This is a genomic window from Dyella jejuensis, from assembly GCF_044904675.1.
GTDB classification, from domain to species: domain Bacteria; phylum Pseudomonadota; class Gammaproteobacteria; order Xanthomonadales; family Rhodanobacteraceae; genus Dyella_B; species Dyella_B jejuensis.
In genome coordinates, this window is record NZ_JADIKJ010000011.1 from 58,012 (window position 1) to 79,240 (window position 21,229).

A 21,229-nucleotide genomic window follows, 5' to 3' on the forward strand; every position below is an offset into this window, starting at 1 on the left:
CCTCGTCAACGATCACCGCCGGAGTACGCACGCATGGCAACGACCCGCAAGTCTGCCGCGAAGAAGTCCGCGGCCCGCAAGGCAACCCGAAGCGCAAGCCAGGCCAGGAACAAGCCGGCTGGCAAGGGAGCTGTAAAAAAAGCCGTTAAAAAAGCTGCAGTCGGCAGAAAGGTGGCAAAGAAGGCAGCGCGCAAGACGGCAAAAAAAGCAGTAGTTAGAAAGAACGCCGCCACGGCCGTAGGCAAGAAGGTCGCAGGCAAGGCGGTAAAGAAGGCGGCCGCGCGTAAGACGGCTACGCCGTCCACGAAAGCCGCGACCGGCAAGGTCACCAGAAAGGCCGCCAAGAAAGCCAGCAAGAAGGCCACAGGCAAGGCGGCGCCGACCAAGAAGGCGCCGGCCAGAAACGCTTCTCGTTCATCCGCTGCCACGCCTGCGCCGCAGGCAAAGCCGGTGGCGAAAAAGGTGGCGAGGCCGCCGAAAAAGCCGGTGGTGGCCGAACCATCCGCCCCGGCTCATATCAGCCCGGAAGAAGCTGTTGCGCATATCCAGGCCCTGCTGCAAGCCAAGCAGGAGCGCATCAAGCAAGGTCCGACCTGGCCTGGCGCCACCTCCGTGCCGCATGTCGGCAACGATGGCGCGCCGAACCATGACAATCATTTCAGCGATGTGCATCACGTGCCGCATGCACGCGGCGATCAAGTTAAAAATGGAAAGAGTTAAGCGAACGCGCCATTGACATGATTGGCGTAGCAAAAGGCCGGCTTGTATTTAAACGCAAGCCGGCCTTTTCCATTCCCGCTCACGGCCCATTTATTGCCCGAGGAATAACGTGGTTGCGTGGATCGCATGGAGTCCCCGCCATGAATAATTCCGTCAAATACCTGCTTGCCGGCTTGATGCTGGCAGGTTCTCTGGTTGCACTGTCCGGTTGTGTGCCTAGCTACAGCTATGTTCAGGGCAATGGTTACGCAGGCGATGCTTACTATGGAAGCGGCCCGGCCGTGATCTACGGCGATCCGTATGGCTATTACCCTTGGGGTGGCTATTACGGTGGCTATTGGGGCGGTTATTACGGTTATTACGGCGGCTATCGCGGATGCTGCCATGGCGGTGGTCGTTATTGGCGAGGCGGCGGCTTGCGCGGTGGCGGCCATGGCGTAGCGCACGGCTCGTCAGGCGGCGGCCATCCCGCGCACTGACCCGCTCGCTTAAGTCAAAATGCGGGGATGACCTTACTCCGTACTGTTTTCCACCGTGCTCAGCTTGCTTGCTATATTGCGATGGCTTGTGCGCTTGGCGCATGCGCCGACTTGCGTTACTACGCCCACGTGACCCACGGTGAAAGCGCGCTGCTGCTTGAACGCCGCTCGGTGCGCAAGGTGATCGCCAATCCGGCTACCGATCCAAGGCTGGCTGTCCGCCTGCGGCTTTCCCAGCAGGCGCGGCAATTCGCCACCGCGCAGCTCAAACTGCCGGACAATCGCAGCTACACCTATTACGTCGAACTGCACCGTCCCTATGTAGTGTGGAACGTTTATGCCACGCCGCGTTTTTCGGTCGATGCGGTGCCGCAGTGTTTTCCCATCGCCGGATGCGTGGCCTATCGCGGCTGGTTCGATGAAAAAAAGGCCCTTGCCAGTGCACGACAGTTGCGAGCGCAGGGCAAAGACGTCTACATCGGCGGGGTTCCGGCGTATTCCACGCTCGGCTGGTTTGCCGATCCCATCCTCAGCAGCATGCTGCGCTGGGATGACGACGAACTGGTCGGTACGATTTTCCACGAGCTCGCCCATCAGCTTATCTACGTCAAAGGCGATACCGCGTTCAACGAAAGCTACGCGATGTTTGTGGAAGACCAAGGCGTTCGGGAATGGCACCGCTCGCGCGGCGAGGTCGAAGGAAATGACCGCGATCAAGCCATGGATGATGGCTTTACCCAACTGGTGCTGGACCTGCGTGGACGGCTGAAAAAGCTGTATGCCAGCGACGGTGATGAGCCTTCGATGGAAGCGGGCAAACAGCGCGCCATCGCCGACTTCCGCGCGCGTTACGTCGCATGGCGCGACAAATATTGGCCGGGCGACCATCGCTACGATAAGTGGGTATCAGGTCCGATCAACAACGCCACCCTGTTGCCTTTCGGCCTGTATGACCAGTGGGAGCCTGCGTTCGCGGAGCTGTTCAAGCAGGCCGATGGACAATGGCCGGATTTCTATGCCCGCGTCCGTGCGCTGGGAAAGGCGCCTCGGGCACAGCGTGAAGCAGGCCTGCGTAGCTTGTTGAGTATGTCCGGGAAGCCGCAGTAGGCGTCGCTTCAGGGACGGACCTTGTGCTGCGCCATATAGCGCAAATAAGCGAGCAGGGCACCGAGATCCGCATCCGACAACGATTCCTGCGTGGCAAAACCGGACATCTTTCCCTCCGGCCAGCGCCGCAGCGATTGTGGATTGCGGATGAAGGCGCGCAACATGGCGTCGCTCAGGTATTCGGTGGGGCTATGCGGGATGTTGAGGTCCGGCCCCATGCGCGCGTCGCCCTGTCCGTTGAGCGTATGGCAGGCAAAGCAGGTGCGCTGGAAAACCTTGTAACCGTGGCGGACAGGGCTGTCCGCGGGCAGCGCGACGGCCGGAGCGGTGGCGGGGAAGCGCGCGGCTATATTCTGCGTGCGCCGGATGCGCACCAACTGGTAAGGCCATTGCTCAGTGCCGATGCCGGCTGCTGCCGGGTTCGTCCACACAACGTAGAACGGGCCGGCGTCGCCTTTGTGATCGGGCAGCGGCGGCCATGGATGCCGTGGGTCCTCGACGGCAAGCCATGCTTGCGCGCCTGCCTGGTCGAGGATGGTATCTGCAGGAATGTCGATCGAAAAACCGTCAGCTGCCACGAATTGCAAACGATCTCCGCGTTGCAGGCCCGGAAGCAGGGCGCGTAGCGGAACCGCGCGGTACGTCATGGTGCCGCGAAACGCCACATCGATGGGGATGGTGACGTTCCGGACGTCCGGGCGCGCCAATAGTTGTGAGGTGGTCCAGAGATGCACGCCACGGCCAGCGTCGACATTCAGCTCGGCCGCGCGCAGAGGCAAGGCGAAGCACAGCGCTGACAGGCATAAGCGGCGAAGCCACATGGCAAAAGTCCTTGTGGTGACAGGCACTTGGAAATGGTACAGATAAAACCGTATGGTGCCGGCGCCGGCAAGCTATCGATAAGCTGAACCGATCCAAATGGCACCTTGAACTTCCCCTGCCGCGGCCACACTAAGTAGTCGTATCGCCGTGAGGCGACGAGCGGATGGCACAAAACATCGTGGCATCCAGGGGTTGGTTCCTAAGTTTACCCTCCCCCCGGAACGCAACCTAACAAACCCCGGCAGTTATTCCCCTGGCTGCCGGGGTTTTTTATTTCCCTTTCCGTTTCTCGACGCACTGTTCACGATTGCGATTCCGGCAGGATAATTGCCGGCAGCGGCATTATGGCCGGCGTTCCTCTTTCCGACATGGATGCCCATGATCGTCAGTTCCCTGCTCGATACCGACCTGTACAAATTTTCCATGATGCAGGTCGTGCTGCATCAGTATCCAGCCGCGCAGGTGGAGTATCGCTTCAAGTGCCGTAATCCGGGCATCGACCTGGTGCCCTACATCGACGAGATCCGCGACGAACTGCATGCCCTGTGCGGCTTGCGCTTTACCGAGCAAGAGCTGGAATACCTGCGCACCTGGCGTTTCTTCAAGAGCGACTTCATCGATTTCCTGGGATTATTCCAGCTCAACGCCAAATACGTGGATATCGCGCCGTCGCCTCGGCAGAACGGTGAGATCGAGATTCGCATCTGCGGCCCTTGGCTACATACGATCCTGTTCGAAGTGCCGTTGCTGGCCATCGTCAACGAAGTCTATTTCCGCAACACGAACGCGCAGTTGGATCTTGCCGAGGGCCGCCGCCGCTTGGCGGACAAGATCACGCTATTGCGCGATGCTCCCGGCTATGCCGAATGCCGCATTGCTGATTACGGTACCCGTCGCCGGTTCTCGCGCCAATGGCACAAGGAAGTGGTGACGACCCTGCACGCAGGCTTGCGCGATCAACTGGCCGGTACCAGCAATGTATGGCTGGCCCGGCAGCTGGGGCTGCGCCCGCTGGGCACACTGGCGCATGAATATCTGCAGGCGCATCAGGCGCTTGGTCCACGGCTGCGTGATTCGCAGGTGGCCGCACTGGAGGCGTGGGCGAAGGAGTACCGGGGTGACCTGGGTATCGCGTTATCGGACGTCTACGGCCTTTCCGCGTTCCTGCGCGATTTCGATATGTATTTCTGCAAGCTGTTCGACGGTACGCGGCACGATTCGGGCGATCCGTTCGCGTGGGGCGAGCGCGTGCTGGCGCATTACCAGGCCAATCGCGTCGACCCACGCAGCAAGATCCTGGTGTTCAGCGATGGCCTTGATATTGCCAAGGTCATGAAGCTTTACCAGCACTTCCGTGGGCGTTGCCTGCTCGCCTTCGGCGTCGGTACCAATCTCACCAACGATGTTGGCCCCACGCCGCTCAACATCGTGATCAAGATGGTCCGCTGCAACGGCCAGCCGGTGGCCAAATTGAGCGATTCACCGGGCAAGAACATGTGCGAGGACGAAGCCTATATCGCTTATCTGCGGCAGGTGTTCGACATTCCTGTGCTCGTTGGCGAGGGCGATCAGGCGTACCGGGAAACGTAAATCGACATGACACGAGGGGCGGATGGAATCGGCCCCTGGCCATGCACGATTCATCCCGTTATTCAAAACGCAGGCAATACGGCACCGTGGTATTTCTGTTCGATGAAGGCCTTGACCTGCGGGCTGGTCAAGGCCTTGGCGAGTTTCTGGACGCGCGGATCGTTCTGATTGTCCGGACGGCCGACCAGATAATTCACGTAGGGCGAGTTCTTGTCCTCGATCAGCAACGCATCCTTGGTTGGGTTCAGTCCGGCGGCTAGCGCGTAATTGGTATTGATCAGCGCCAGATCCACTTCGTCCAAAGTGCGCGGCAGCATGGCCGCCTCCAGTTCCTTGAATTGCAGATGCCTGGGATTGGCCGTGATGTCCTTGAGGGTAGCCAGTTCGTCGTTGGGATCCTTCAGCGTAATCAGGCCATGCTTGGCGAGCAGCAGCAGGGCGCGGCTATTGTTGCTGGGATCGTTCGGGATCGCGACGGTGGCGCCATCGGGCAACTGGTCGATCGATTTGAACTTGTGCGAATAGGCGCCGAACGGTTCGATGTGTACGCCGGTAATGATCACCAGGTTGGTTTTGCGTTCGCGATTGAAGGCATCCAGGTAGGGCTTGGTCTGGAAGTAATTCACGTCGATGCTCTTTTCGGCCACCTGCAGGTTGGGCTGCACATAGTCGGCAAATACCTTGATCTGCAGATTCACGCCTTCCTTCGCGAGGATGGGCTTGACCTGCTTGAGGATCTCCGCATGCGGCACCGCGGTGGCGGCCACGGTCAGTGTCTGGCCATTTGCGCTATCGGAATTGGACGACGAGCAGCCGGCCAAGAGCAGGGCGGCAAGGAAAGCCAGGAGCTTTTTCATGAATACGTTCCAGTTCTTGTGCATCGCATCAGAGTAGCCGTCCAGACGTCTGGATGCAAAGCTGCCCGCTGGCGTGGTTCGGCAGGCCGGATCGAGCTTCGCTGACGATTCAGCGCCGGCTGTAATGGGCAACGATGCGATCGCCAAGCATCTGCAACAACTGCACCAGCACAATCAGCAACAGCACGGTCACCACCATATAGTCGGATTTATAACTCAGGTAACCATAGCGATACGCCAGGTCGCCGAGGCCCCCGGCCCCGATGGCGCCGCCCATGGCCGTGTAGCCGACCAGCGCAATGGCGGTAACCGTCACCCCCGCCCACAGGCTGGCGCGTGCCTCCGGCAGCAGCACATGGCGGACAATCTGCCAGGTGCTGGCGCCCATGGCCTGCGAGGCTTCGATCACGCCGTACTCCACTTCGCGCAAGGCCGTTTCCACCAGGCGGGCAAAAAACGGCGCAGCGCCGATCACCAGCGGCGGGATCGCGCCGCGGATGCCTAGTTTGGTGCCGACCAGGACATAGGTGAGCGGCATCAGCACGATCATCAGGATGATGAAGGGAATCGAGCGAAGCACGTTTACCGCCAGCGACAGGGCGCCATAGAGCTTGGGCATGGCATGCAACTGCCCTTTGCCGGTAAGAAACAACAGCACACCGAGCGGCAACCCGATCAAAACGGTGAGCAGCAATGAGCCGCCCAGCATCAGCAGGGTGTCGATGCAGGCCTGGCCCAGTTCGCCCCAGTCGTCGATATTGGGAAACAGGCTTTGCAGCAAGGGCAGGTGGGTGGCGATCATCGTGCAAGCTCCTCCACGTCAATGCCCGCGTCGCGCAGGGCCTGCAATGCGACATCCAGGTTGGCGCCCTGCATCGCCAGCGTGAGCTGGCCGTATGGCAGGTCCTTGATGCGATCGATACGCCCGGCCAGGATGTTGAAATCCACGCCGGTTTCGCGGGTCACGCGGCCCAGGGTCGGCGACCAGGTGGCTTCGCCGCGAAAAGACAGGCGCAGGATACGGCCAGGGACATGTTCATAAGGCACGTGTGCGCCAGCTGCTTCCTCGGGCAGCGCTTCGTTGACGAAGCGCCGCGTGGTGGGATGCCGGGGATGCAGGAAAACATCGGCCACCGAACCGTGTTCCACGATGCGGCCGCCATCCAGCACCGCGACGCGATCGCATACCCGGCGCACCACGTCCATTTCGTGCGTGATCAGCACAATGGTCAGTTTCAGGTCGCGATTGATTTCTGCCAGTAGCTCGAGCACGGACGCCGTGGTTTGCGGATCGAGCGCGCTGGTTGCTTCATCGCACAGCAGGATGGAAGGCTGGTTGGCCAGCGCGCGGGCAATGCCGACTCGTTGCTTCTGCCCGCCGGAAAGCTGCGATGGGTATTTGTTGGCGTGCGCCTCCAGGCCGACCCGCTGCAGCAACTCGTCGACCCGCGCGCGGATCACTTTGGCTTCCTTGCCACCGGCAAGGCGCATCGGGAAGGCAATGTTGTCGGCGACGGTCTGGGAGGAGAGCAGGTTGAAGTGCTGGAAGATCATGCCAATGCGCTGCCTGGCCGCGCGCAGGGCGGTGCCGGCGAGCGCGGTCATGTCGGTATCTCCTACCAGAATGCGCCCGCCGCTCGGCCGTTCCAGCAAGTTGACCAGGCGTACCAGTGTCGATTTGCCGGCGCCGGAATGCCCGATGATGCCAAATACCTCGCCATCGGCGATGTCCAGACTGAAAGCTTCGAGCGCTGGAATGTCCTTGCCGCCGACGCGGTAGGACTTGTGGACATCGACGAAACGGATCACGGCGAACCCTGGCCCATGGAGGAGCCGGCATTCTATGCCACTACCCGCGCCGGGGCTGCAGTAGACTGCCATATCGATATGACCCGGGAGCGATCCATGACGACTGCTTACGACTTCCATGCGCGCGACATCGACGGCAACGAGCGCTCACTGGGCGAATGGCGCGGCAAGACCTTGCTGGTCGTCAACGTGGCTTCCAAGTGCGGCTTTACCCCGCAGTACAAGGGCCTGGAAGAACTGTGGCGACACCATCGCGACGAAGGGTTGGTGGTGCTCGGCTTTCCCTGTGACCAATTCGGTCATCAGGAACCGGGCAACGAAGAAGAGATCAAGCAGTTCTGTTCCACCAGCTATGAGGTGACCTTTCCCCTGTTCGCCAAGATCGAGGTGAACGGCGAAAACGCCCATCCGTTTTACCGCTGGCTGAAGCAGCAGGCCAAGGGCCTGTTGGGCAGCGAAGCGATCAAGTGGAATTTCACCAAGTTCCTGGTCGATGCCGAGGGTAACGTGGTCAAGCGCTATGCGCCGACCGACACGCCGGAAAAGATCGACAAGGATCTGCGCAAGCGCTGACTGCGCGGCACGCTTGCGGACTTCAGCCGCGCCCCTGAAAAGCGGCCAGCTGCTCCATGATGGCGTCAAGGGTGCGGCTGGGGCTGGGTTCGTCGCCTTCGCGCACGACATTGTTGAGCATGATGGCGAAAGCCAGCCGTTCGCCCGACGCCGTCGTCACGTAGCCGGCCACGCAGCGCACGTCGTTCATGCTGCCGGTCTTGGCGTGTACGTTATTGCTGGCGGCCGTGTTGCGCATGCGCCATTGGAGCGTGCCGTCCACGCCGGCGGTCGGCAACGTGTCACGCAGTTGCGCGCCATAAGGCTGCCTGGCCAGGTAGACGAGCAGATGCGTCATGGCCGCCGGCGTCGCCAAGTCCTGGCGCGACAGGCCGGCGCCGTCCTCGATCTGGCTGTCCTCGGGTGGAATGCCGATGCGTCCGAGTAGTTCGTCCAGGGCACGTATCCCCCAGGCTTCCGTCGTGAGGAAGCCCGACGCCGGATCGGCCACCTGTCCGGCGCTGGCACGTGCCTTGACGCCAGCGATCTGCAGCAAGTTTTGCAGGTAGAGATTCTGCGATCTTTTCAAGCCGCGGGTAAGCACGTCCATCACTGGCGGCGACAACACCTGTGCCAGCACCACCGCCCGGTCGAGCCCGATGTCGGCCTGTTGTGGCCAGTGCAGTACGCGCAGCGCCCCTTTCAGGCGAATACCGTGCCGCGCCAGTGCCTCCTGCAATAGCGTGCCAGCGAACTGGGCCGGATCCGCCATCGCAAGCTTGTAGGTTTGCGCCTGGGATTGCGCGGCGATATGGCCGAATGCGTATAAGGTCATATCACCCGGGGCGCGATAAAGGTTGATATCGCTGCGTGTGTTGCCTGCACTGGTGGTGAGCGTATTTATCACGCGAGGGAACGCATCGGCTGGATCGAGCTTCAACCGTGCCCGCTCGCCCGGAACGCGCGAGGGTTCCACCATCAGGTTGACGGTGTTTTCCTGCACGCTTAAAGCTGAAGCGGGCGGGGCGAACCAGCTTTGCAGGTCACGCGCCTCCCAGCCGGAGCCGGCGGATGGGCCGCTGAAATAGCTATCGTCGGCGATCAGGTCGCCCTGTACCTCATGCACGCCGCTTGCAGCGAGTTGCGCGGCGAGCTGATCGGCCCAGTCGGTATTGGTGCCCGGCGTGTCGAGCGTCGGATCACCCATGCCGCGCAGGATCAGCGATCCTTCCAGCCGCCCTTGTACGATCGGCTGCGTGACGAGCAGTTGTGTAGGAATGCGGTAATCGGTGCCTAGCGTATCCAGCACCAGCGCTGCGGTATACAACTTGGCGGTGGAGGCCGTTTGCAGCAGCTTGCCCGCATCGTGCGCATAGAGCGTGCGGCCAGTATCGAGTGAGATCACATCGATTCCCCAACGCGACGACGCAAAGCGTGGAGCTGCGATCTGCGCATCGATCGCCGCAGCCAGTTGCTGCACGGTGTGGGATGCCGTGATCTGCGATACCTGCGTGACGCTTGCCTGGGCAACGGCGATGGCGCCAAACAGCGCACAGGCGGTGGCGACGCGGAGCGGATAACGCGATGCGGCGAGCTTCATGCGCTTAGTATTGCCGAAGCTTCGCGGCACGCGATAGCTCAAGCTATCCATGCATGGCGGTGGCGAAGGCGTAGTCCCAGCCATGCCAAGCTCATCCCGCGCATAGCCATGAAAGCAAGAAATGCCAGCCATAGTCCGTGATTGCCAAGTCCGCGCGCAAACCAGGCGAGCCATGCAAAAAAAACCACGGATACCAGCATCCCATCACGCATCTCGCGCGCGCGCGTCGCGCCGATGAACAAGCCATCCAGCAGGTAGCTCCACACCGCCACGACCGGTAACGCCGCCAGCCAGGGCAGATAGCGATAGGCTGCATCGCGCACATCGGGCAAGTTGGTTTGCAGATTGACGAATAGCTTTCCGGCTGCGCTGAAGAACAACGCATAAGCGATGCTGCCGATCAGCGACCATCCGCCGGCCACGATCAACGCCCGGCGCAATGCATGGGGATCGCGCGCGCCGATGGCGTGGCCGCACAATGCTTCGACCGCGTTGGCGAGCCCATCCAGGCCGAACGCAGTGAGCATCAGTCCATTGAGCAACAGCGCATTGGCCGCGACGGTGACGTCGCCCAGTCGCGCACCCAGCAGCGAGAGGCTGAAGAACACGCCTTCCAATCCCAGTGTGCGCAAAAAAATATCGCGATTCACCATCAGCAAGGGACGCCAGTGCTGCCAGGCGCGCATGGCGCGCCAATCGATCGTGCCGTCCAACCTGCGCGCCATCTGAAGCGCACGCCAAAGGCCGTAGACAGCGCCGCACCATTCGCCCCCCACCGAGGCCAGCGCGATACCCGGCACGCCCCAACCGAAGCCGGGTACGAACAAAAGGTTCAGCGCGATATTGACGATATTGGTCACCAGCAGCAGCGCCAGCGTGGTGCGTGCGCGCTGCGCACCGATGAACCAGCCGGCCAGCGCATAGTTGAGCAGCGCGGCGGGTAGTCCGAACAAGCGCAGGTACAGGTAGTCCAGCGCGCGCCCGGATAGCAATGGCGTGGAGTGCATCTGGCTGACCAGCCACGGTAGCAGCGGCACCATCAAGCCACCCACCAACAGGCCAAGCGAGGCGGCAAGCAGCAAAGCCTGTGCCTGCACGGTGCGCAATCCCGATGCATCGCCCGCACCCTTGGCCTGTGCAACAAAGCCGGTGGTGCCCATGCGCAGAAAACCCAGGCTCCATACCGGCAGGGCGTATACCGCGCTGCCGACGGTTACGGCACCAAGGTCCTGGGTTTGCGGTAAATGACCGGCCACGGTGCTGTCTACCAGCGCTACCAGCGGCACCGTGAGATTGGACAGGATCATGGGGGCCGCCAGTGCCCACACTTGCTGATGAGTCGGGCGATGGCGCCAGGCTTCGAGGAATGCGGTCATGGGAGAAATCGGGCCGTTTTGCGGCCATTCTGGCACGCGGCGAGGTGCCCGGGCCTCATGGATGTTACCCTTGCCAATCCTGTCGTCGGCGAAGGTCGGCGTCCTTCACTACCGCGAGACCATCATGCAGATCGCCGATAATTCCGTTGCTTCCTTTCACTACACGCTGACCGGCGACGATGGCCAGGTGATCGACAGTTCCGAAGGCCGCGAACCGCTTACTTATCTGCACGGCAGCGGCCAGATCGTGCCGGGCCTGGAAAAGGCGATGGCCGGACGTGCGGCCGGCGACCAGTTCAAGGTGGACGTCGCGGCCGCGGAAGGCTACGGCGAGCATCATCCGGAACTCATGCAGGAGCTGCCGCGCGAGGCGTTCCAGGGCGTGGAGGATATCCAGCCGGGCATGCAGTTCCAGGGGCACGGTCCGCAAGGCGTGATCAACGTGACGGTGACCAAGGTTGACGACGACAAAGTGCACATCGACGGCAACCATCCCCTGGCCGGCCAGACCCTGCACTTCGAGATTGAAATCACGCAAGTGCGTGTAGCCAGCGAAGAGGAAATCGCGCACGGCCATGTGCACGGCGCAGGCGGTCATCATCATTGATGCGATGCGACCGCGCGATGGTTCGCGCGGTCGCATGCAGTTCGGACCGTTCCCGGATTAAATCCGGGGAGCCCGACGAGTGACTGCACTTCAAGGCTTCGCGCCAGCCCGGCTGCCGTGCTCGCGCAGCGAAGGCCTCAGTACCAATCCAGCAGCGAAATGCCCACGCCCAGGTACGTGGCATTGTGGTTGTAGTCGATGATGCTCTCGCCGTAACCCTTGAACAATTCCATATAGCCGCGCAGGTTGCCCACCACCGGGAAGCTCCAGGTGAAGCGTCCGCCGCCATGCTGCTGGCTGCCGCCGCGTAGCGAATCGCGCAGCAGCAGGCCAAATTCCTGTCCGTGCCATTCGTGGATGATCTGCACGTCGGCGCGGCCCATGTAATTGCTGATATCCGGATTGTTGTCGTCCGCGGCGCTCTCGGGAATACGCCACCAGGGACGGAACATGATGGTCCAATCCGCGCGCTCGAAGCCGATTTGCGCCATCACGCGGTTCCAGCTGCGCGAGAGCGGATCGGACTGGCCATTGGATTGATGGTTCACACCAATGCTGAGCAGGCGTCCGTCCCAGCCGAACAAGTGATAATCCGTATCGAATACCAGCATGGCCTCGGGCTCGTAATCGGTTTCGCGGAACGGACGCGACAGTTTCGAGTTGTACACCTGCCAATAGGAATCCTGCGTATAACCCACCCACAGGTCACCGACATCGCCGAATACTCCCTGCCAGAGCTTGGTCTTCAGGCTGAGCTGAAACTTGCCTTCGATGTTCTGCATGCCCAGTGGCACATGCTCGGTATTGGCTGGATTGGGACTGGAAGGAAGATTGTTCTGGTTGGTGGTGGCGAATGCCGGCAATACATAGATCGGTTTGTAGCCGCGCAGGTTGAATGTGCCGAGCTTGCTGTCCGGGGATAGTTCCCAACGGCTGTCCAGCAACGAAAGCGGAGCATTGTTGCCGGTGGACGTGGCGGCAACCGACTCCTGTCGAAAGACGTTCGAAGACGCAGGCGCGGCCGGCTCGCTGCGTTTTTGCGCCACCGGCATCTGGTTGCGGCCGGTAGCGCGGTCGTAGCATGCCAATCGTTGCGCATCGCTCTCGATACCCGTGCAACCTTTGATGTCCGACGGGCTGACGTTTTGCGCCTGAAGCGTCGACATGCCGAGGCTGGCGCACGTGCCGGCCAGCAAGCAGCGGAACCACGGTTTCATGGGCAACCTCCAAAGCGCCCGTCCCCGGCGCGATAGCCCCAAGTCTAGCGATGCTGGACCCAGAATAAAAAAACCGGCCATCGCGTGATGGCCGGCGTGACGGATACGTCAATGTCCGCGCTATCGCGGTTTGTCAGTTCAAGTTCTTCAACCAGCGCTCGTATTGCGCCTTGGTAATGCGCTTGCCGTGGCCCGCGACATAGCTGAAATCATTGGCCAGCGGCGGGTAGGCGTTGGCCTGTTCGCTGGTGATGTATTTCGATCCGCCGGACAATTGCTCGAACGAAGGCGGGGATGCCGTGGAGGGCGTCTGATTCATGGTCGAATTGATCGTGACCTGGCCTTGGGCCGAGTTGAACGTGGCGCTGCCGTTACCGGCGTTGCCCTGGGCGGGCATGCCCGGTTGCGAAGGGGCCGGCGGCTGATTCATCTGTGGCGCTGCGGCGGGTTGCATCGGCTGGCTTTGAGCGGGCGCAGGTGGCGGAGGGGGCGCTGGCGGTGCAGGCGCCGCCGGTGCCATGGCGGGCTGCATCGCCGGCGGTTGGTCCTGGGCCGCAACGCAGCCCGTAAAGAGCAGGCCGGCACCGATGAAGGAGACAAGAACGGACATACGAGGTTTCATTGGGATTGGCTCCGTGCGGCAATGATCAAGGTGCCGGCTGCGGCCTTGCGATCATCAACCGATGGCGGGCCAGCCGAGTTCGGAACGCACGTTAGCAAGCTTGCTGTCAATGCCAGCACAATAGTCGGGTCATGATTTCGTGAAGGCATGCGTCCATTGCGCTCCTCTTCATCTCTTGCCGGAACCATCACTCGTGGCCAGGCGCGCGTGCTGCAACTTGCCGCACAAGGCTTGCTGCAGGCACCCCGGCGCCGTGCGCGGCGCGAAGATCTGCTGGCGGCGATCCAGCGCATGCGCCTGTTGCAGATCGACAGCATCCATGTAGTGGCGCGCAGCCCTTATCTGGTGCTGTATGCCCGCCTGGGCCATTACCCGCCAGCGTGGCTTGATGTCGCGCTGGAAGACGGACGCATCGCCGAATGCTGGGCACATGAAGCCTGCTTCGTAACGGCGGCGGACTTCGGGCTGCATCGTGCATGGCGCGCGCAATCGCAAGGCAAGCACTGGGCGGATCGGCACGCAGCGCGCGCCAGGGACAATAACCTGACGGAAATGCAGGCGCTGCTGGAGCACATTCGCGCAACCGGTCCGGTGCGCGCTTCTGATTTCGAGCGCGTCGATCGCGGCGTTTCCGGGTGGTGGGAGTGGAAGCCGGAGAAACGCTGGCTTGAGGCATGGTTCGCTTCTGGCGAATTGATGGTCGCGCGTCGTGAACGTTTCCAGCGCGTCTACGATCTGGCCGAGCGCGTGCTCGCCAAGCTCGATCCGCCCTTTGACGAAACAGCCTCGGCGTTATCGGCTGAAGAACTGCGGCGGCTTTTCATCCTCGATAGCGTGCGTGCGCTCGGTGTGACGCAGGCGCGATGGATAGCCGACTACTTCCGCCTGAAGCCTTCGGTAGATGAACGCGAGTTGGCGCCCCTGGTTGCGACCGGTGAATTGCTACGGGTCCAAGTAGCAGGTTGGGATAACGCGGCCTACGTGCACCGCGACCACGTACCGTTACTGGAAAAGGCCGGTGCCGGGCGATTGCGCGCTACGCATACCGCCTTGCTGTCGCCATTCGACCCGCTGGTGTGGGACCGCGCGCGGGCCAGCGCCATGTTCGATTTCGACTACACCATCGAATGCTATGTCTCCGCTGCCAAACGGCGTTATGGCTATTACGTGCTGCCGATCCTGCATCGCGGAAACCTGGTCGGACGCCTCGATGCCAAGGCTCATCGTGCCGAGGGTATTTTTGAAGTGAAGGCGCTGTACTTCGAAGAAAAGATTACGCCCACGGCGCGGATGCTGGAGGAGGTCGCGCACGCGGTGGCCGCGACAGCCGCCTGGCATGGCACGCCCACGATACGGCTTGGCCGCTGCCGCCCCGCATCGGTCGCTTCGACGTTACGTGCGTATTGGCGTGCTTGAGGGCACGCCTTTAGTGGTTAACCGTTGTTTGTGGCGATGCGCAGGAATGGCCCTGCAAGACCGCGTTCAATTGCTGCGTCAATCCCGCGCAGCGATTCGCCAGGTAGGGACGCACGCGCGGATCGTTCGCATCGTGCAGCAAGCTGCTGCGCATGGCCTGGTAATGCCCGGCAAGGGTTTCGGGAGAATAAATACTGGCGGCGCGGTGACATGCGATATAGCTGTTCAGGTAGCTATCGCAGGCGGGGATGCCGGTAATGATGGCGGGCTTAGGCGGCTGAGCGGGCGCTGCCGGCTTGCGTATCGCCTGGTTGCAGCCGCTCAAGAGCAAACCTGCCAGCCAGCAACCCGCCCAGCGAACACCGGCCTGCCGAAAGAAACCTGCCTTATTAACTAACGCCATGAAGCTCTTCCACACGTAAAAACCTATCTTAGGGATGCCCTGATCAATGCTATGCAGGTGGCATGATGTCCAGAAGGCTCGCAGGGTAAGTTGCTTGGCGCCGCCGTCTTACTCGCTATTCAAGCGGCAGGCCAAGGCGCGGCACAGTCTGCGAGCCTTCTGGACATCACTCCATTACTTTAGTTTTAGATTCAATCCGCCGGGGCCGTGGCTGTCTGTCCGCATGCCCTCCGCGCGCCCCAAAGCCGGATACATCCATGTGTCCGCCGCGTGCGCCGATGGCCCCGTGGCCTGCGAACAGACAGCCGCGGTGACACCTGCGTAGCGTTGATCAGGGCATCCCTAGCATAGCGCCCCTGCTAAAAGGCCATTCCAGCTGAACGCCTATTCGCCTTATGCCTGTATTTGCGAGTATGATGAGCGCACTGTGTTTGCCGGGGTCACCAGAGTCACGTGACCCGATGCAGCCGATTACGATCTGCCTCATCGCTCACCCCCTAGGGTTTTCCTTAGCACACCAGTAAGCCGGCCCCGCTCTCGGCGGTCGAGTCTCTATTTTTACGAAAAACCTAGTTTGGAGTGTGTTTCATGTCTGATCGTCAGATCGGTACCGTCAAGTGGTTCAACGATGCCAAGGGTTTCGGCTTCATCAGCCGCGACAATGGCCCGGACGTCTTCGTGCATTTCCGCGCGATCCAGGGCAATGGCTTCAAGAGCCTGCAGGAAGGCCAGAAGGTCAGCTTCAAGGTTGTGCAGGGCCAGAAGGGCCTGCAGGCCGATGAAGTTATGGCTGCCTAATCGATTAATGAATCGATTTAAAAAGCCGGGCTTGATGCCCGGCTTTTTTATTACCACGACTATACCAATTGTGATTCCTGGCGTGAATTTTCCATCACATATCTTTTCACGGAAGTCATTATCCTGTGTTTACTGTGTCTGCTAGGTAAGGCGTGTGTCTGCTCTGCGGATCTGTTTTCCGCAAGGTTCGCTTGATCTCGGCATTCCCAGTAAGCCGTCGGCTCGGGTGGGTCGACTGGTCTCAGAGTAAAACGGTCGAACGGAGTAAGTCATGTCGGATCAACGTGAGAAAGGCACAGTCAAGTGGTTCAATGATGCCAAGGGCTTCGGTTTCATCAGTCGCGAAAATGGCCCTGACGTTTTCGTCCACTTCCGCGCAATTCAGGGAAATGGCTTCAAGAGCCTGAAGGAAGGCCAAAAGGTGGAGTTCAAGCTAGTGCAGGGGCAAAAGGGCCTGCAAGCCGATGAAGTCACCCCGGGCTAGAACCAGTTTGACAACATATCTACGAAGGCCGGCGCATGCCGGCCTTTTTGTGTCTGGCGCGGGTGTTGGCTAACCTGCCGCAATGTCTGCATTACCCATTCCGCTTGCCACGCATGCGAGGTCAAGCATCGTCACGGTGAATTCCGGCGATGGCGCGCGTAGCGAATTGATTCTGACGCGGCCGATCGATGATCCGCTGCATAGTTTGTATTGGCTACCGGCGATGGGTGTGCCGGCCCGGCATTACCTGCCGTGGGCACAGGCCTTGGCCGCGCATGACATCGCTGTAGCCTTGCACGAGTGGCGCGGCATCGGTTCCAGTGATCGGCGCGCCGGACGACACCTGGACTGGGGCTATCACCAGTTGCTGGAAATGGACATACGCGCAGGCGTGACAGAAGCCAGGGCACATTGGCCACAGGCGACGTCCTGGATGGGTGGGCACAGCCTTGGCGGACAGCTGGCGTGCCTCTATGCCAGCCTTCATCCCTGCGATGTGGCGGGTATGGCGCTGGTCGCCAGTGGAGCACCTTACTGGCGGTGTTTTTCTTATCGCCCGGTCATGTTTGCGGCCTACGCGCTTGCTACGCCACTGGCCCGACTGCTGGGACATTTTCCGGGACGTGCGATCGGTTTCGGCGGCAACGAGGCGCGCAGCGTTATCGCGGACTGGGCGCGCAGTGGACGCACCGGCCGTTATTCAGTTGCCGGCCTTGGAGCGGATGTCGAACCGAAATTGGCCGCGCTGCGACAACCGGTGCTTGCACTGCGACTGCGCGATGACTGGATGGTGCCGCCGTCTTCGCTGGCATGGTTGCTCGGCAAGATGCCAAAGGCGCCCCAACGGATCGACACAGTGGGGCCGGAACAACTGTCCGGCCAGGCCGCCGATCATTTCAGCTGGATGAAACAGCCCAATGCATTGGCAGCGCCGCTGGCGAACTGGATGCGGTCATGAGGCGCCGCGTAGCGTATCGCCCTTGATCGTAGCGGCGCAGGCGCCATGTTGCCTTGCCTGACCCCAGTGGATATCGCCCATGAAGCTGTTCGAATCCTATGCTCAGCGAAGCCTCACCCTGCGCAATCGCATCGTGGTCTCGCCAATGTGCCAGTACTCGGCAACCCATGGCGTACCTGACCACTGGCATGCCGTGCACTTGGGCAGCCGCGCGGTAGGCGGTGCGGGTGCCGTGATCGCGGAAGCTACCGCGGTATCGGCCGAAGGACGTATATCCGCCTATGACACCGGCATCTGGAATGATGCGCAAGTCGAAGCCTGGCGGCCGATCACGGCATTCATCGCCGCGCATGGCGCCGTTGCAGGTGTGCAGCTGGCGCATGCCGGGCGCAAGGCCAGTGTGAGCCGTCCGTGGGAGGGAGGCGGTCCGTTACCGGACGGGCAGGGCGCCTGGCAGACGGTGGCGCCCTCTGCCGTAGCGTTCGACAAGGATTGGCATGTGCCGCAAGCGTTGGACCTTGACGGCATACGCAAGGTCGTGGCGGATTTTCGTGCGGCGGCGATCCGTGCGCGTGAGGCAGGTTTCACGCTGCTCGAATTGCATGGCGCGCATGGGTACCTGCTACACCAGTTCATGTCCCCGCTGAGCAATCATCGTGACGACGCCTATGGCGGCAGTTTCGAAAACCGCACGCGACTGCTGCGCGAAGTGATCGGCGCCGTGCGCGAGGTGTGGCCCGCGGATTTGCCCCTATGGCTGCGCATTTCCGCCACTGACTGGGCCGAGCATGGCTGGAATATCGGCGAGAGCGTCCGTCTTGCCAGCCAGCTCAGCGAACTTGGCGTCGACCTGGTCGACGTATCCAGCGGCGGACTCGTTCCGCACGTGAAGATTCCGCTCGGCCCCGGCTACCAGGTGCCTTTTGCGGCGAGGATCCGGCAAGAGGCAGGCATCGCCACCGGCGCGGTCGGACTGATCACCGAGCCGGCACAGGCGGATGGCATCCTTGCCGGTGGCGCGGCCGACGTCGTGCTGATTGCGCGCGCCAGCCTGCGCGATCCGTACTTTCCGCGCCGTGCCGCGCAGGAACTGGGCGCAACAATCGAGGCGCCAGTGCAGTATCAACGGGCCTGGTGACAAAACCGGGCGTGCCATCCACGCCTGCGCTGATCGAGAACGCCCAGCTGTACGACCTGGGCGGTGGTTTTTGTCGTGCGTCGCCTGGTGCGGCGCTAGAGCCTGTTCGCACGGTTGGCGTAGCCCGGGGTTAGCGTTGCGTGGTTGTCATGTGGCGGTGCACGGCGCAGGCCTGGCTGGCTGCCAAGAAGCTGCGCGCTGCGCATGGCGGCCACGCAAGCCTGGCCCGAAAGGGCCAGATCTGTTTGCCCACAGACGGCGTTATCACTCGGTCATGTGCGGGCGTACACAGCCTCGCTCTTGCCTGCGAGCAAACCGCTCTCGGCGCGGGCTGCGCGAATAGTGGGAACAGGCTCCAGGTGTCCCGCCAGGTCGATCCGTTCGTGCTCTTTGATCACATGGGCTCGGTGGATTTCGGACCTGGCAAGGGCATGGATGTGTCTGCACGGCATCCAGGCGGGGCGCGTTACCGCATGCCGATGAAGAAGCCGATCCGCGCCAGCTTCGCGTACTGTTAAGCTGAATGCGTCGAATCATCGGTATTCGCCATGTCCGCCTTTACCAGCTTTCGCGACTTCTATCCCTACTATCTCGACGAGCACCGCGACCGTCGTTGTCGACGACTGCACTTCGTTGGCAGTTCACTGGTAGTGCTGATCGTGGTACTTGCGCTGCTGATGGGACGGCCAGGGCTCCTGTGGCTGGCCCCGGTGGCAGGTTACGGTTTTGCTTGGGTGGGGCATTTCGTTTTCGAAAAGAACCGACCCGCCACCTTTCGCCACCCGCTATACAGCTTGATGGGCGATTGGGTGATGTATGGGGACATACTGCGCGGCAAGATCAGGCTGTGATCGCACAAGCTTGACACGGCGTCGACAAACGGCCGCCCCACGAAACATGAACCGAAGACGCGAACGCGCGTGTTTCCCGTAGGCGCATGGCGTTTGCGTCTGAACGCGCAGCAACCTGTCAAAAATATCTGACAACCGATGATCTGCACCCGCGTTACATTTGCCCACCTTCCCCGAACCACCGCTGGGCTGCCATGTCCCACCATGCCTTTCCTCATGTGCGAAATAGCGGGGCGTCTGCTATCAACTTTGTGTTGATCATGGCTACGGTTTCCTGAGCATCGATATCCATGTCTTTCACACCTCCCTCGATACCTCAGCGATGGTCGGCCAGCCATGTGGCCTGGGCGTCGGCAATCTTGTGCCTCGGTTTGGCGGTGCGGCTGTTCCGCATCGATCACCAGCCGTTCTGGCTCGATGAAGCGCTGACGTCCCAGCGTATCCACCTGGGTTTTCACGGATTGATTGCCGACAGCTTCACCAACCGGCATATGCCGACCTACTTCCTTCTGTTGCAACTGGCTTCGTCATTGTTCGGTTCCGGCGATGCATGGCTGCGCATTCCGTCGGCAATGTTCGGCGCGCTGTCGGTCGGCATGGTGTTCATCATTGCGCGTCGCATCGGCGGCCTGGGTGCGGGAGCGGTCGCCGGACTGCTGATGGCGCTCTCCCCGTCGCAGGTGCAATACGGACAGGAAGCGCGTTCTTACACGCTGGTTACCTTGCTGATTACCGTGGCCTTGTGGGGCCTGTTGCGGTTGGCGCAGGATCCCTTGCGTGCGGCGGCCGACCTCCGCGGTGGCGGCGCGGACCGTTGGGGTTGGGCGGCCTACCTGCTTGGCACGATAGCGGCCTTGGATGTACTAGGTGCCGCGGCGCCATGGTTGATTGTTTCGAATCTCTCGCTCTGGCTGATCTGGCGCAGCTTGCGCGGATCAGTGGATGCGCGCGATGCCTTTCGCCGCCAATGGCTGGCGAGCATGGTGGCGATCGCGGTCTGCACCGTGCCTTTCTACGCTGCGATCGTCGTGACCAGCGACGGGCATATGTTGCAAAAATTCGACTGGATTCCACCGCTGAGCTGGCAAAACCTGTGGGTAGTGACCGCAAGCGTGTACCTGATGCGCATGAGCGCCGTGGTGAAATTCGATTTGCTGCATACGGCTGTACCGCTGCTGGGAGCGTTGGTAGCGCTGGCCGGCGGCGTCGGCCTGTTGCGCATGCGTGGCCGCCTGGATGGCCGGGTGGTGCTGCTGAGCGTGGTCGTGCTCCCGCTGTTGATACTGGCGATCTCGCTGTTCAAATCCATGTTGCTGCCGCGTTACATCCTGTGGAGTGCGGCGCCGTTCTTCATCCTGGCCGGGCTGGGAGCCGCCGCGTTGCCGCGACGGACCTTGCCACTGGCGATCACGCTGTTGTTCCTGCTCGGCGTCGTGAACCTGGGGCCGGTCTACCGCATGGAGACCAAGCCACGCTGGGACATGGCTGCCGCAACGCTTGCGGCGAACGTCCGGCCGGGCGATACGGTGTTTACCGCCGACCCGAACGCCCCGACCATGCTGACGGTGCTGCAGCCCAAAAATGGCTTGCCGATCGAAGCCAGCGCGCTGGTGACTTCGCAACTTGACCAGGCGCTGGCGCGCTGGCACGAAGGCGGGCGGGTGTGGGCCGTGAACGGTCGCTCCGCGCTCGGTCAGCGCGAAGAGCTTACCGAGTTCAAGAGCCGCATAGGGGCGCTAGGCGCACCAGCGGAGCAAATTCCGCAGGGCAAGGAAATCACCATACTGATGTTCCCTGCGTCCGAAGAGTCGGCGGCGAACTGA

General features: G+C 61.5%; 23 protein-coding genes. 14 read left to right on the forward strand and 9 right to left on the reverse strand.

The window, feature by feature from the left end:
* Positions 1-33: 33 nt before the first annotated feature.
* The 3 genes from ISP15_RS10875 (at position 34) to ISP15_RS10885 (ending at position 2,306) form a co-directional block, all read left to right on the forward strand.
* Positions 34-720 carry a hypothetical protein gene (locus ISP15_RS10875; RefSeq protein ID WP_404547343.1) on the forward strand — a complete coding sequence of 229 codons (687 nt, stop codon included), beginning with the start codon at positions 34-36 and terminating at the stop codon, positions 718-720.
* A 140-nt stretch (positions 721-860) separates the two neighbouring features.
* Entirely contained in the window at positions 861-1,199 is a 339-nt protein-coding gene (locus ISP15_RS10880; RefSeq protein WP_404547345.1) for a hypothetical protein, read from the forward strand.
* Positions 1,200-1,280: 81 nt separating this feature from the next.
* On the forward strand, positions 1,281-2,306 hold the full coding sequence (locus ISP15_RS10885; RefSeq protein ID WP_404547347.1) for an aminopeptidase: 1,026 nt from the start codon (positions 1,281-1,283) through the stop codon (positions 2,304-2,306).
* 8 nt (positions 2,307-2,314) lie between these two features.
* Here the strand turns inward: ISP15_RS10885 and ISP15_RS10890 are convergent, their stop codons facing one another.
* Entirely contained in the window at positions 2,315-3,127 is an 813-nt protein-coding gene (locus tag ISP15_RS10890; RefSeq protein WP_404547348.1) for a c-type cytochrome, read from the reverse strand.
* Positions 3,128-3,506: 379 nt separating this feature from the next.
* Here ISP15_RS10890 and pncB point away from each other — a divergent pair, with 379 nt between their 5' ends.
* Positions 3,507-4,718, forward strand: coding sequence for a nicotinate phosphoribosyltransferase (gene pncB / locus ISP15_RS10895; protein ID WP_404547349.1), 1,212 nt, complete (start codon positions 3,507-3,509; stop codon positions 4,716-4,718).
* Positions 4,719-4,780: 62 nt separating this feature from the next.
* On the opposite strand, the gene ISP15_RS10900 is transcribed toward pncB, so the two are convergent.
* From ISP15_RS10900 to ISP15_RS10910, 3 genes are all read right to left on the reverse strand, one after another.
* Positions 4,781-5,575: a MetQ/NlpA family ABC transporter substrate-binding protein gene (locus tag ISP15_RS10900; protein ID WP_404547350.1), complete on the reverse strand. Its 795-nt coding sequence runs from the start codon at positions 5,573-5,575 to the stop codon at positions 4,781-4,783.
* 109 nt (positions 5,576-5,684) lie between these two features.
* Positions 5,685-6,377, reverse strand: a complete 693-nt coding sequence (locus ISP15_RS10905; protein ID WP_404547351.1) for a methionine ABC transporter permease — start codon at positions 6,375-6,377, stop codon at positions 5,685-5,687.
* Positions 6,374-7,384, reverse strand: coding sequence for a methionine ABC transporter ATP-binding protein (locus ISP15_RS10910; RefSeq protein ID WP_404547352.1), 1,011 nt, complete (start codon positions 7,382-7,384; stop codon positions 6,374-6,376). The genes ISP15_RS10905 and ISP15_RS10910 overlap by 4 nt, the downstream gene beginning before the upstream one ends.
* Before the next feature lie 96 nt (positions 7,385-7,480).
* On the opposite strand from ISP15_RS10910, the gene ISP15_RS10915 reads away from it, so the two are divergent.
* Positions 7,481-7,957: a glutathione peroxidase gene (locus ISP15_RS10915; RefSeq protein ID WP_404547353.1), complete on the forward strand. Its 477-nt coding sequence runs from the start codon at positions 7,481-7,483 to the stop codon at positions 7,955-7,957.
* A 22-nt stretch (positions 7,958-7,979) separates the two neighbouring features.
* Here the strand turns inward: ISP15_RS10915 and dacB are convergent, their stop codons facing one another.
* Both dacB and ISP15_RS10925 read right to left on the reverse strand, forming a co-directional pair.
* Positions 7,980-9,620: a D-alanyl-D-alanine carboxypeptidase/D-alanyl-D-alanine endopeptidase gene (gene dacB / locus ISP15_RS10920; RefSeq protein ID WP_404547354.1), complete on the reverse strand. Its 1,641-nt coding sequence runs from the start codon at positions 9,618-9,620 to the stop codon at positions 7,980-7,982.
* Positions 9,575-10,912, reverse strand: a complete 1,338-nt coding sequence (locus ISP15_RS10925) for an MATE family efflux transporter (protein ID WP_404547355.1) — start codon at positions 10,910-10,912, stop codon at positions 9,575-9,577. The genes dacB and ISP15_RS10925 overlap by 46 nt, the downstream gene beginning before the upstream one ends.
* Positions 10,913-11,036: 124 nt before the next feature.
* Here ISP15_RS10925 and ISP15_RS10930 point away from each other — a divergent pair, with 124 nt between their 5' ends.
* Positions 11,037-11,519 (forward strand): FKBP-type peptidyl-prolyl cis-trans isomerase, encoded by a 483-nt coding sequence (locus ISP15_RS10930; RefSeq protein WP_404547393.1) that lies wholly within the window; start codon positions 11,037-11,039, stop codon positions 11,517-11,519.
* A gap of 137 nt (positions 11,520-11,656) precedes the next feature.
* Here the strand turns inward: ISP15_RS10930 and ISP15_RS10935 are convergent, their stop codons facing one another.
* Positions 11,657-12,736 (reverse strand): phospholipase A, encoded by a 1,080-nt coding sequence (locus ISP15_RS10935; protein ID WP_404547356.1) that lies wholly within the window; start codon positions 12,734-12,736, stop codon positions 11,657-11,659.
* A 133-nt stretch (positions 12,737-12,869) separates the two neighbouring features.
* Positions 12,870-13,166, reverse strand: a complete 297-nt coding sequence (locus tag ISP15_RS10940) for a hypothetical protein (protein ID WP_404547357.1) — start codon at positions 13,164-13,166, stop codon at positions 12,870-12,872.
* Positions 13,167-13,505: 339 nt separating this feature from the next.
* Here ISP15_RS10940 and ISP15_RS10945 point away from each other — a divergent pair, with 339 nt between their 5' ends.
* Positions 13,506-14,774, forward strand: coding sequence for a winged helix-turn-helix domain-containing protein (locus ISP15_RS10945; protein ID WP_404547358.1), 1,269 nt, complete (start codon positions 13,506-13,508; stop codon positions 14,772-14,774).
* A gap of 10 nt (positions 14,775-14,784) precedes the next feature.
* Here the strand turns inward: ISP15_RS10945 and ISP15_RS10950 are convergent, their stop codons facing one another.
* Positions 14,785-15,177 (reverse strand): hypothetical protein, encoded by a 393-nt coding sequence (locus tag ISP15_RS10950; RefSeq protein ID WP_404547359.1) that lies wholly within the window; start codon positions 15,175-15,177, stop codon positions 14,785-14,787.
* A 588-nt stretch (positions 15,178-15,765) separates the two neighbouring features.
* Between ISP15_RS10950 and ISP15_RS10955 the strand changes: the two genes are divergently transcribed.
* The 7 genes from ISP15_RS10955 to ISP15_RS10985 all read left to right on the forward strand — a co-directional run bounded on the left by ISP15_RS10955 (position 15,766) and on the right by ISP15_RS10985 (position 21,229).
* Positions 15,766-15,975, forward strand: a complete 210-nt coding sequence (locus tag ISP15_RS10955; protein WP_114823570.1) for a cold-shock protein — start codon at positions 15,766-15,768, stop codon at positions 15,973-15,975.
* 271 nt (positions 15,976-16,246) lie between these two features.
* Positions 16,247-16,459, forward strand: coding sequence for a cold-shock protein (locus ISP15_RS10960; RefSeq protein ID WP_404547360.1), 213 nt, complete (start codon positions 16,247-16,249; stop codon positions 16,457-16,459).
* 82 nt (positions 16,460-16,541) lie between these two features.
* The gene (locus tag ISP15_RS10965) at positions 16,542-17,417 is read left to right on the forward strand and encodes an alpha/beta hydrolase family protein (protein ID WP_404547361.1); all 876 of its coding nucleotides are present in this window, start codon (positions 16,542-16,544) and stop codon (positions 17,415-17,417) included.
* A gap of 79 nt (positions 17,418-17,496) precedes the next feature.
* On the forward strand, positions 17,497-18,555 hold the full coding sequence (locus ISP15_RS10970) for an NADH:flavin oxidoreductase/NADH oxidase (protein WP_404547362.1): 1,059 nt from the start codon (positions 17,497-17,499) through the stop codon (positions 18,553-18,555).
* A gap of 359 nt (positions 18,556-18,914) precedes the next feature.
* Positions 18,915-19,073, forward strand: a complete 159-nt coding sequence (locus ISP15_RS10975) for a hypothetical protein (RefSeq protein WP_404547363.1) — start codon at positions 18,915-18,917, stop codon at positions 19,071-19,073.
* 30 nt (positions 19,074-19,103) lie between these two features.
* Positions 19,104-19,406, forward strand: coding sequence for an Mpo1-like protein (locus ISP15_RS10980; RefSeq protein WP_404547364.1), 303 nt, complete (start codon positions 19,104-19,106; stop codon positions 19,404-19,406).
* A gap of 290 nt (positions 19,407-19,696) precedes the next feature.
* Entirely contained in the window at positions 19,697-21,229 is a 1,533-nt protein-coding gene (locus ISP15_RS10985) for a glycosyltransferase family 39 protein (protein WP_404547365.1), read from the forward strand.

Excerpts from the sequence above, each read along its gene's own strand:
- ISP15_RS10960 (WP_404547360.1), top strand. The coding sequence starts at position 16,247 with ATGTCGGATCAACGTGAGAAAGGCACAGTCAAGTGGTTCAATGATGCC.
- ISP15_RS10915 (WP_404547353.1), top strand. The coding sequence starts at position 7,481 with ATGACGACTGCTTACGACTTCCATGCGCGCGACATCGACGGCAACGAG.
- dacB (WP_404547354.1), bottom strand. The coding sequence starts at position 9,620 with ATGGCTGGGACTACGCCTTCGCCACCGCCATGCATGGATAGCTTGAGC.
- ISP15_RS10940 (WP_404547357.1), bottom strand. The coding sequence starts at position 13,166 with ATGAATCAGCCGCCGGCCCCTTCGCAACCGGGCATGCCCGCCCAGGGC.
- ISP15_RS10985 (WP_404547365.1), top strand. The coding sequence starts at position 19,697 with ATGTCTTTCACACCTCCCTCGATACCTCAGCGATGGTCGGCCAGCCAT.
- ISP15_RS10890 (WP_404547348.1), bottom strand. The coding sequence starts at position 3,127 with ATGTGGCTTCGCCGCTTATGCCTGTCAGCGCTGTGCTTCGCCTTGCCT.
- ISP15_RS10875 (WP_404547343.1), top strand. The coding sequence starts at position 34 with ATGGCAACGACCCGCAAGTCTGCCGCGAAGAAGTCCGCGGCCCGCAAG.
- ISP15_RS10955 (WP_114823570.1), top strand. The coding sequence starts at position 15,766 with ATGTCTGATCGTCAGATCGGTACCGTCAAGTGGTTCAACGATGCCAAG.
- ISP15_RS10880 (WP_404547345.1), top strand. The coding sequence starts at position 861 with ATGAATAATTCCGTCAAATACCTGCTTGCCGGCTTGATGCTGGCAGGT.
- ISP15_RS10930 (WP_404547393.1), top strand. The coding sequence starts at position 11,037 with ATGCAGATCGCCGATAATTCCGTTGCTTCCTTTCACTACACGCTGACC.
- ISP15_RS10945 (WP_404547358.1), top strand. The coding sequence starts at position 13,506 with ATGCGTCCATTGCGCTCCTCTTCATCTCTTGCCGGAACCATCACTCGT.
- ISP15_RS10980 (WP_404547364.1), top strand. The coding sequence starts at position 19,104 with ATGTCCGCCTTTACCAGCTTTCGCGACTTCTATCCCTACTATCTCGAC.
- pncB (WP_404547349.1), top strand. The coding sequence starts at position 3,507 with ATGATCGTCAGTTCCCTGCTCGATACCGACCTGTACAAATTTTCCATG.
- ISP15_RS10965 (WP_404547361.1), top strand. The coding sequence starts at position 16,542 with ATGTCTGCATTACCCATTCCGCTTGCCACGCATGCGAGGTCAAGCATC.
- ISP15_RS10900 (WP_404547350.1), bottom strand. The coding sequence starts at position 5,575 with ATGAAAAAGCTCCTGGCTTTCCTTGCCGCCCTGCTCTTGGCCGGCTGC.
- ISP15_RS10925 (WP_404547355.1), bottom strand. The coding sequence starts at position 10,912 with ATGACCGCATTCCTCGAAGCCTGGCGCCATCGCCCGACTCATCAGCAA.
- ISP15_RS10885 (WP_404547347.1), top strand. The coding sequence starts at position 1,281 with ATGGCTTGTGCGCTTGGCGCATGCGCCGACTTGCGTTACTACGCCCAC.
- ISP15_RS10950 (WP_404547359.1), bottom strand. The coding sequence starts at position 15,177 with ATGGCGTTAGTTAATAAGGCAGGTTTCTTTCGGCAGGCCGGTGTTCGC.
- ISP15_RS10935 (WP_404547356.1), bottom strand. The coding sequence starts at position 12,736 with ATGAAACCGTGGTTCCGCTGCTTGCTGGCCGGCACGTGCGCCAGCCTC.
- ISP15_RS10970 (WP_404547362.1), top strand. The coding sequence starts at position 17,497 with ATGAAGCTGTTCGAATCCTATGCTCAGCGAAGCCTCACCCTGCGCAAT.
- ISP15_RS10905 (WP_404547351.1), bottom strand. The coding sequence starts at position 6,377 with ATGATCGCCACCCACCTGCCCTTGCTGCAAAGCCTGTTTCCCAATATC.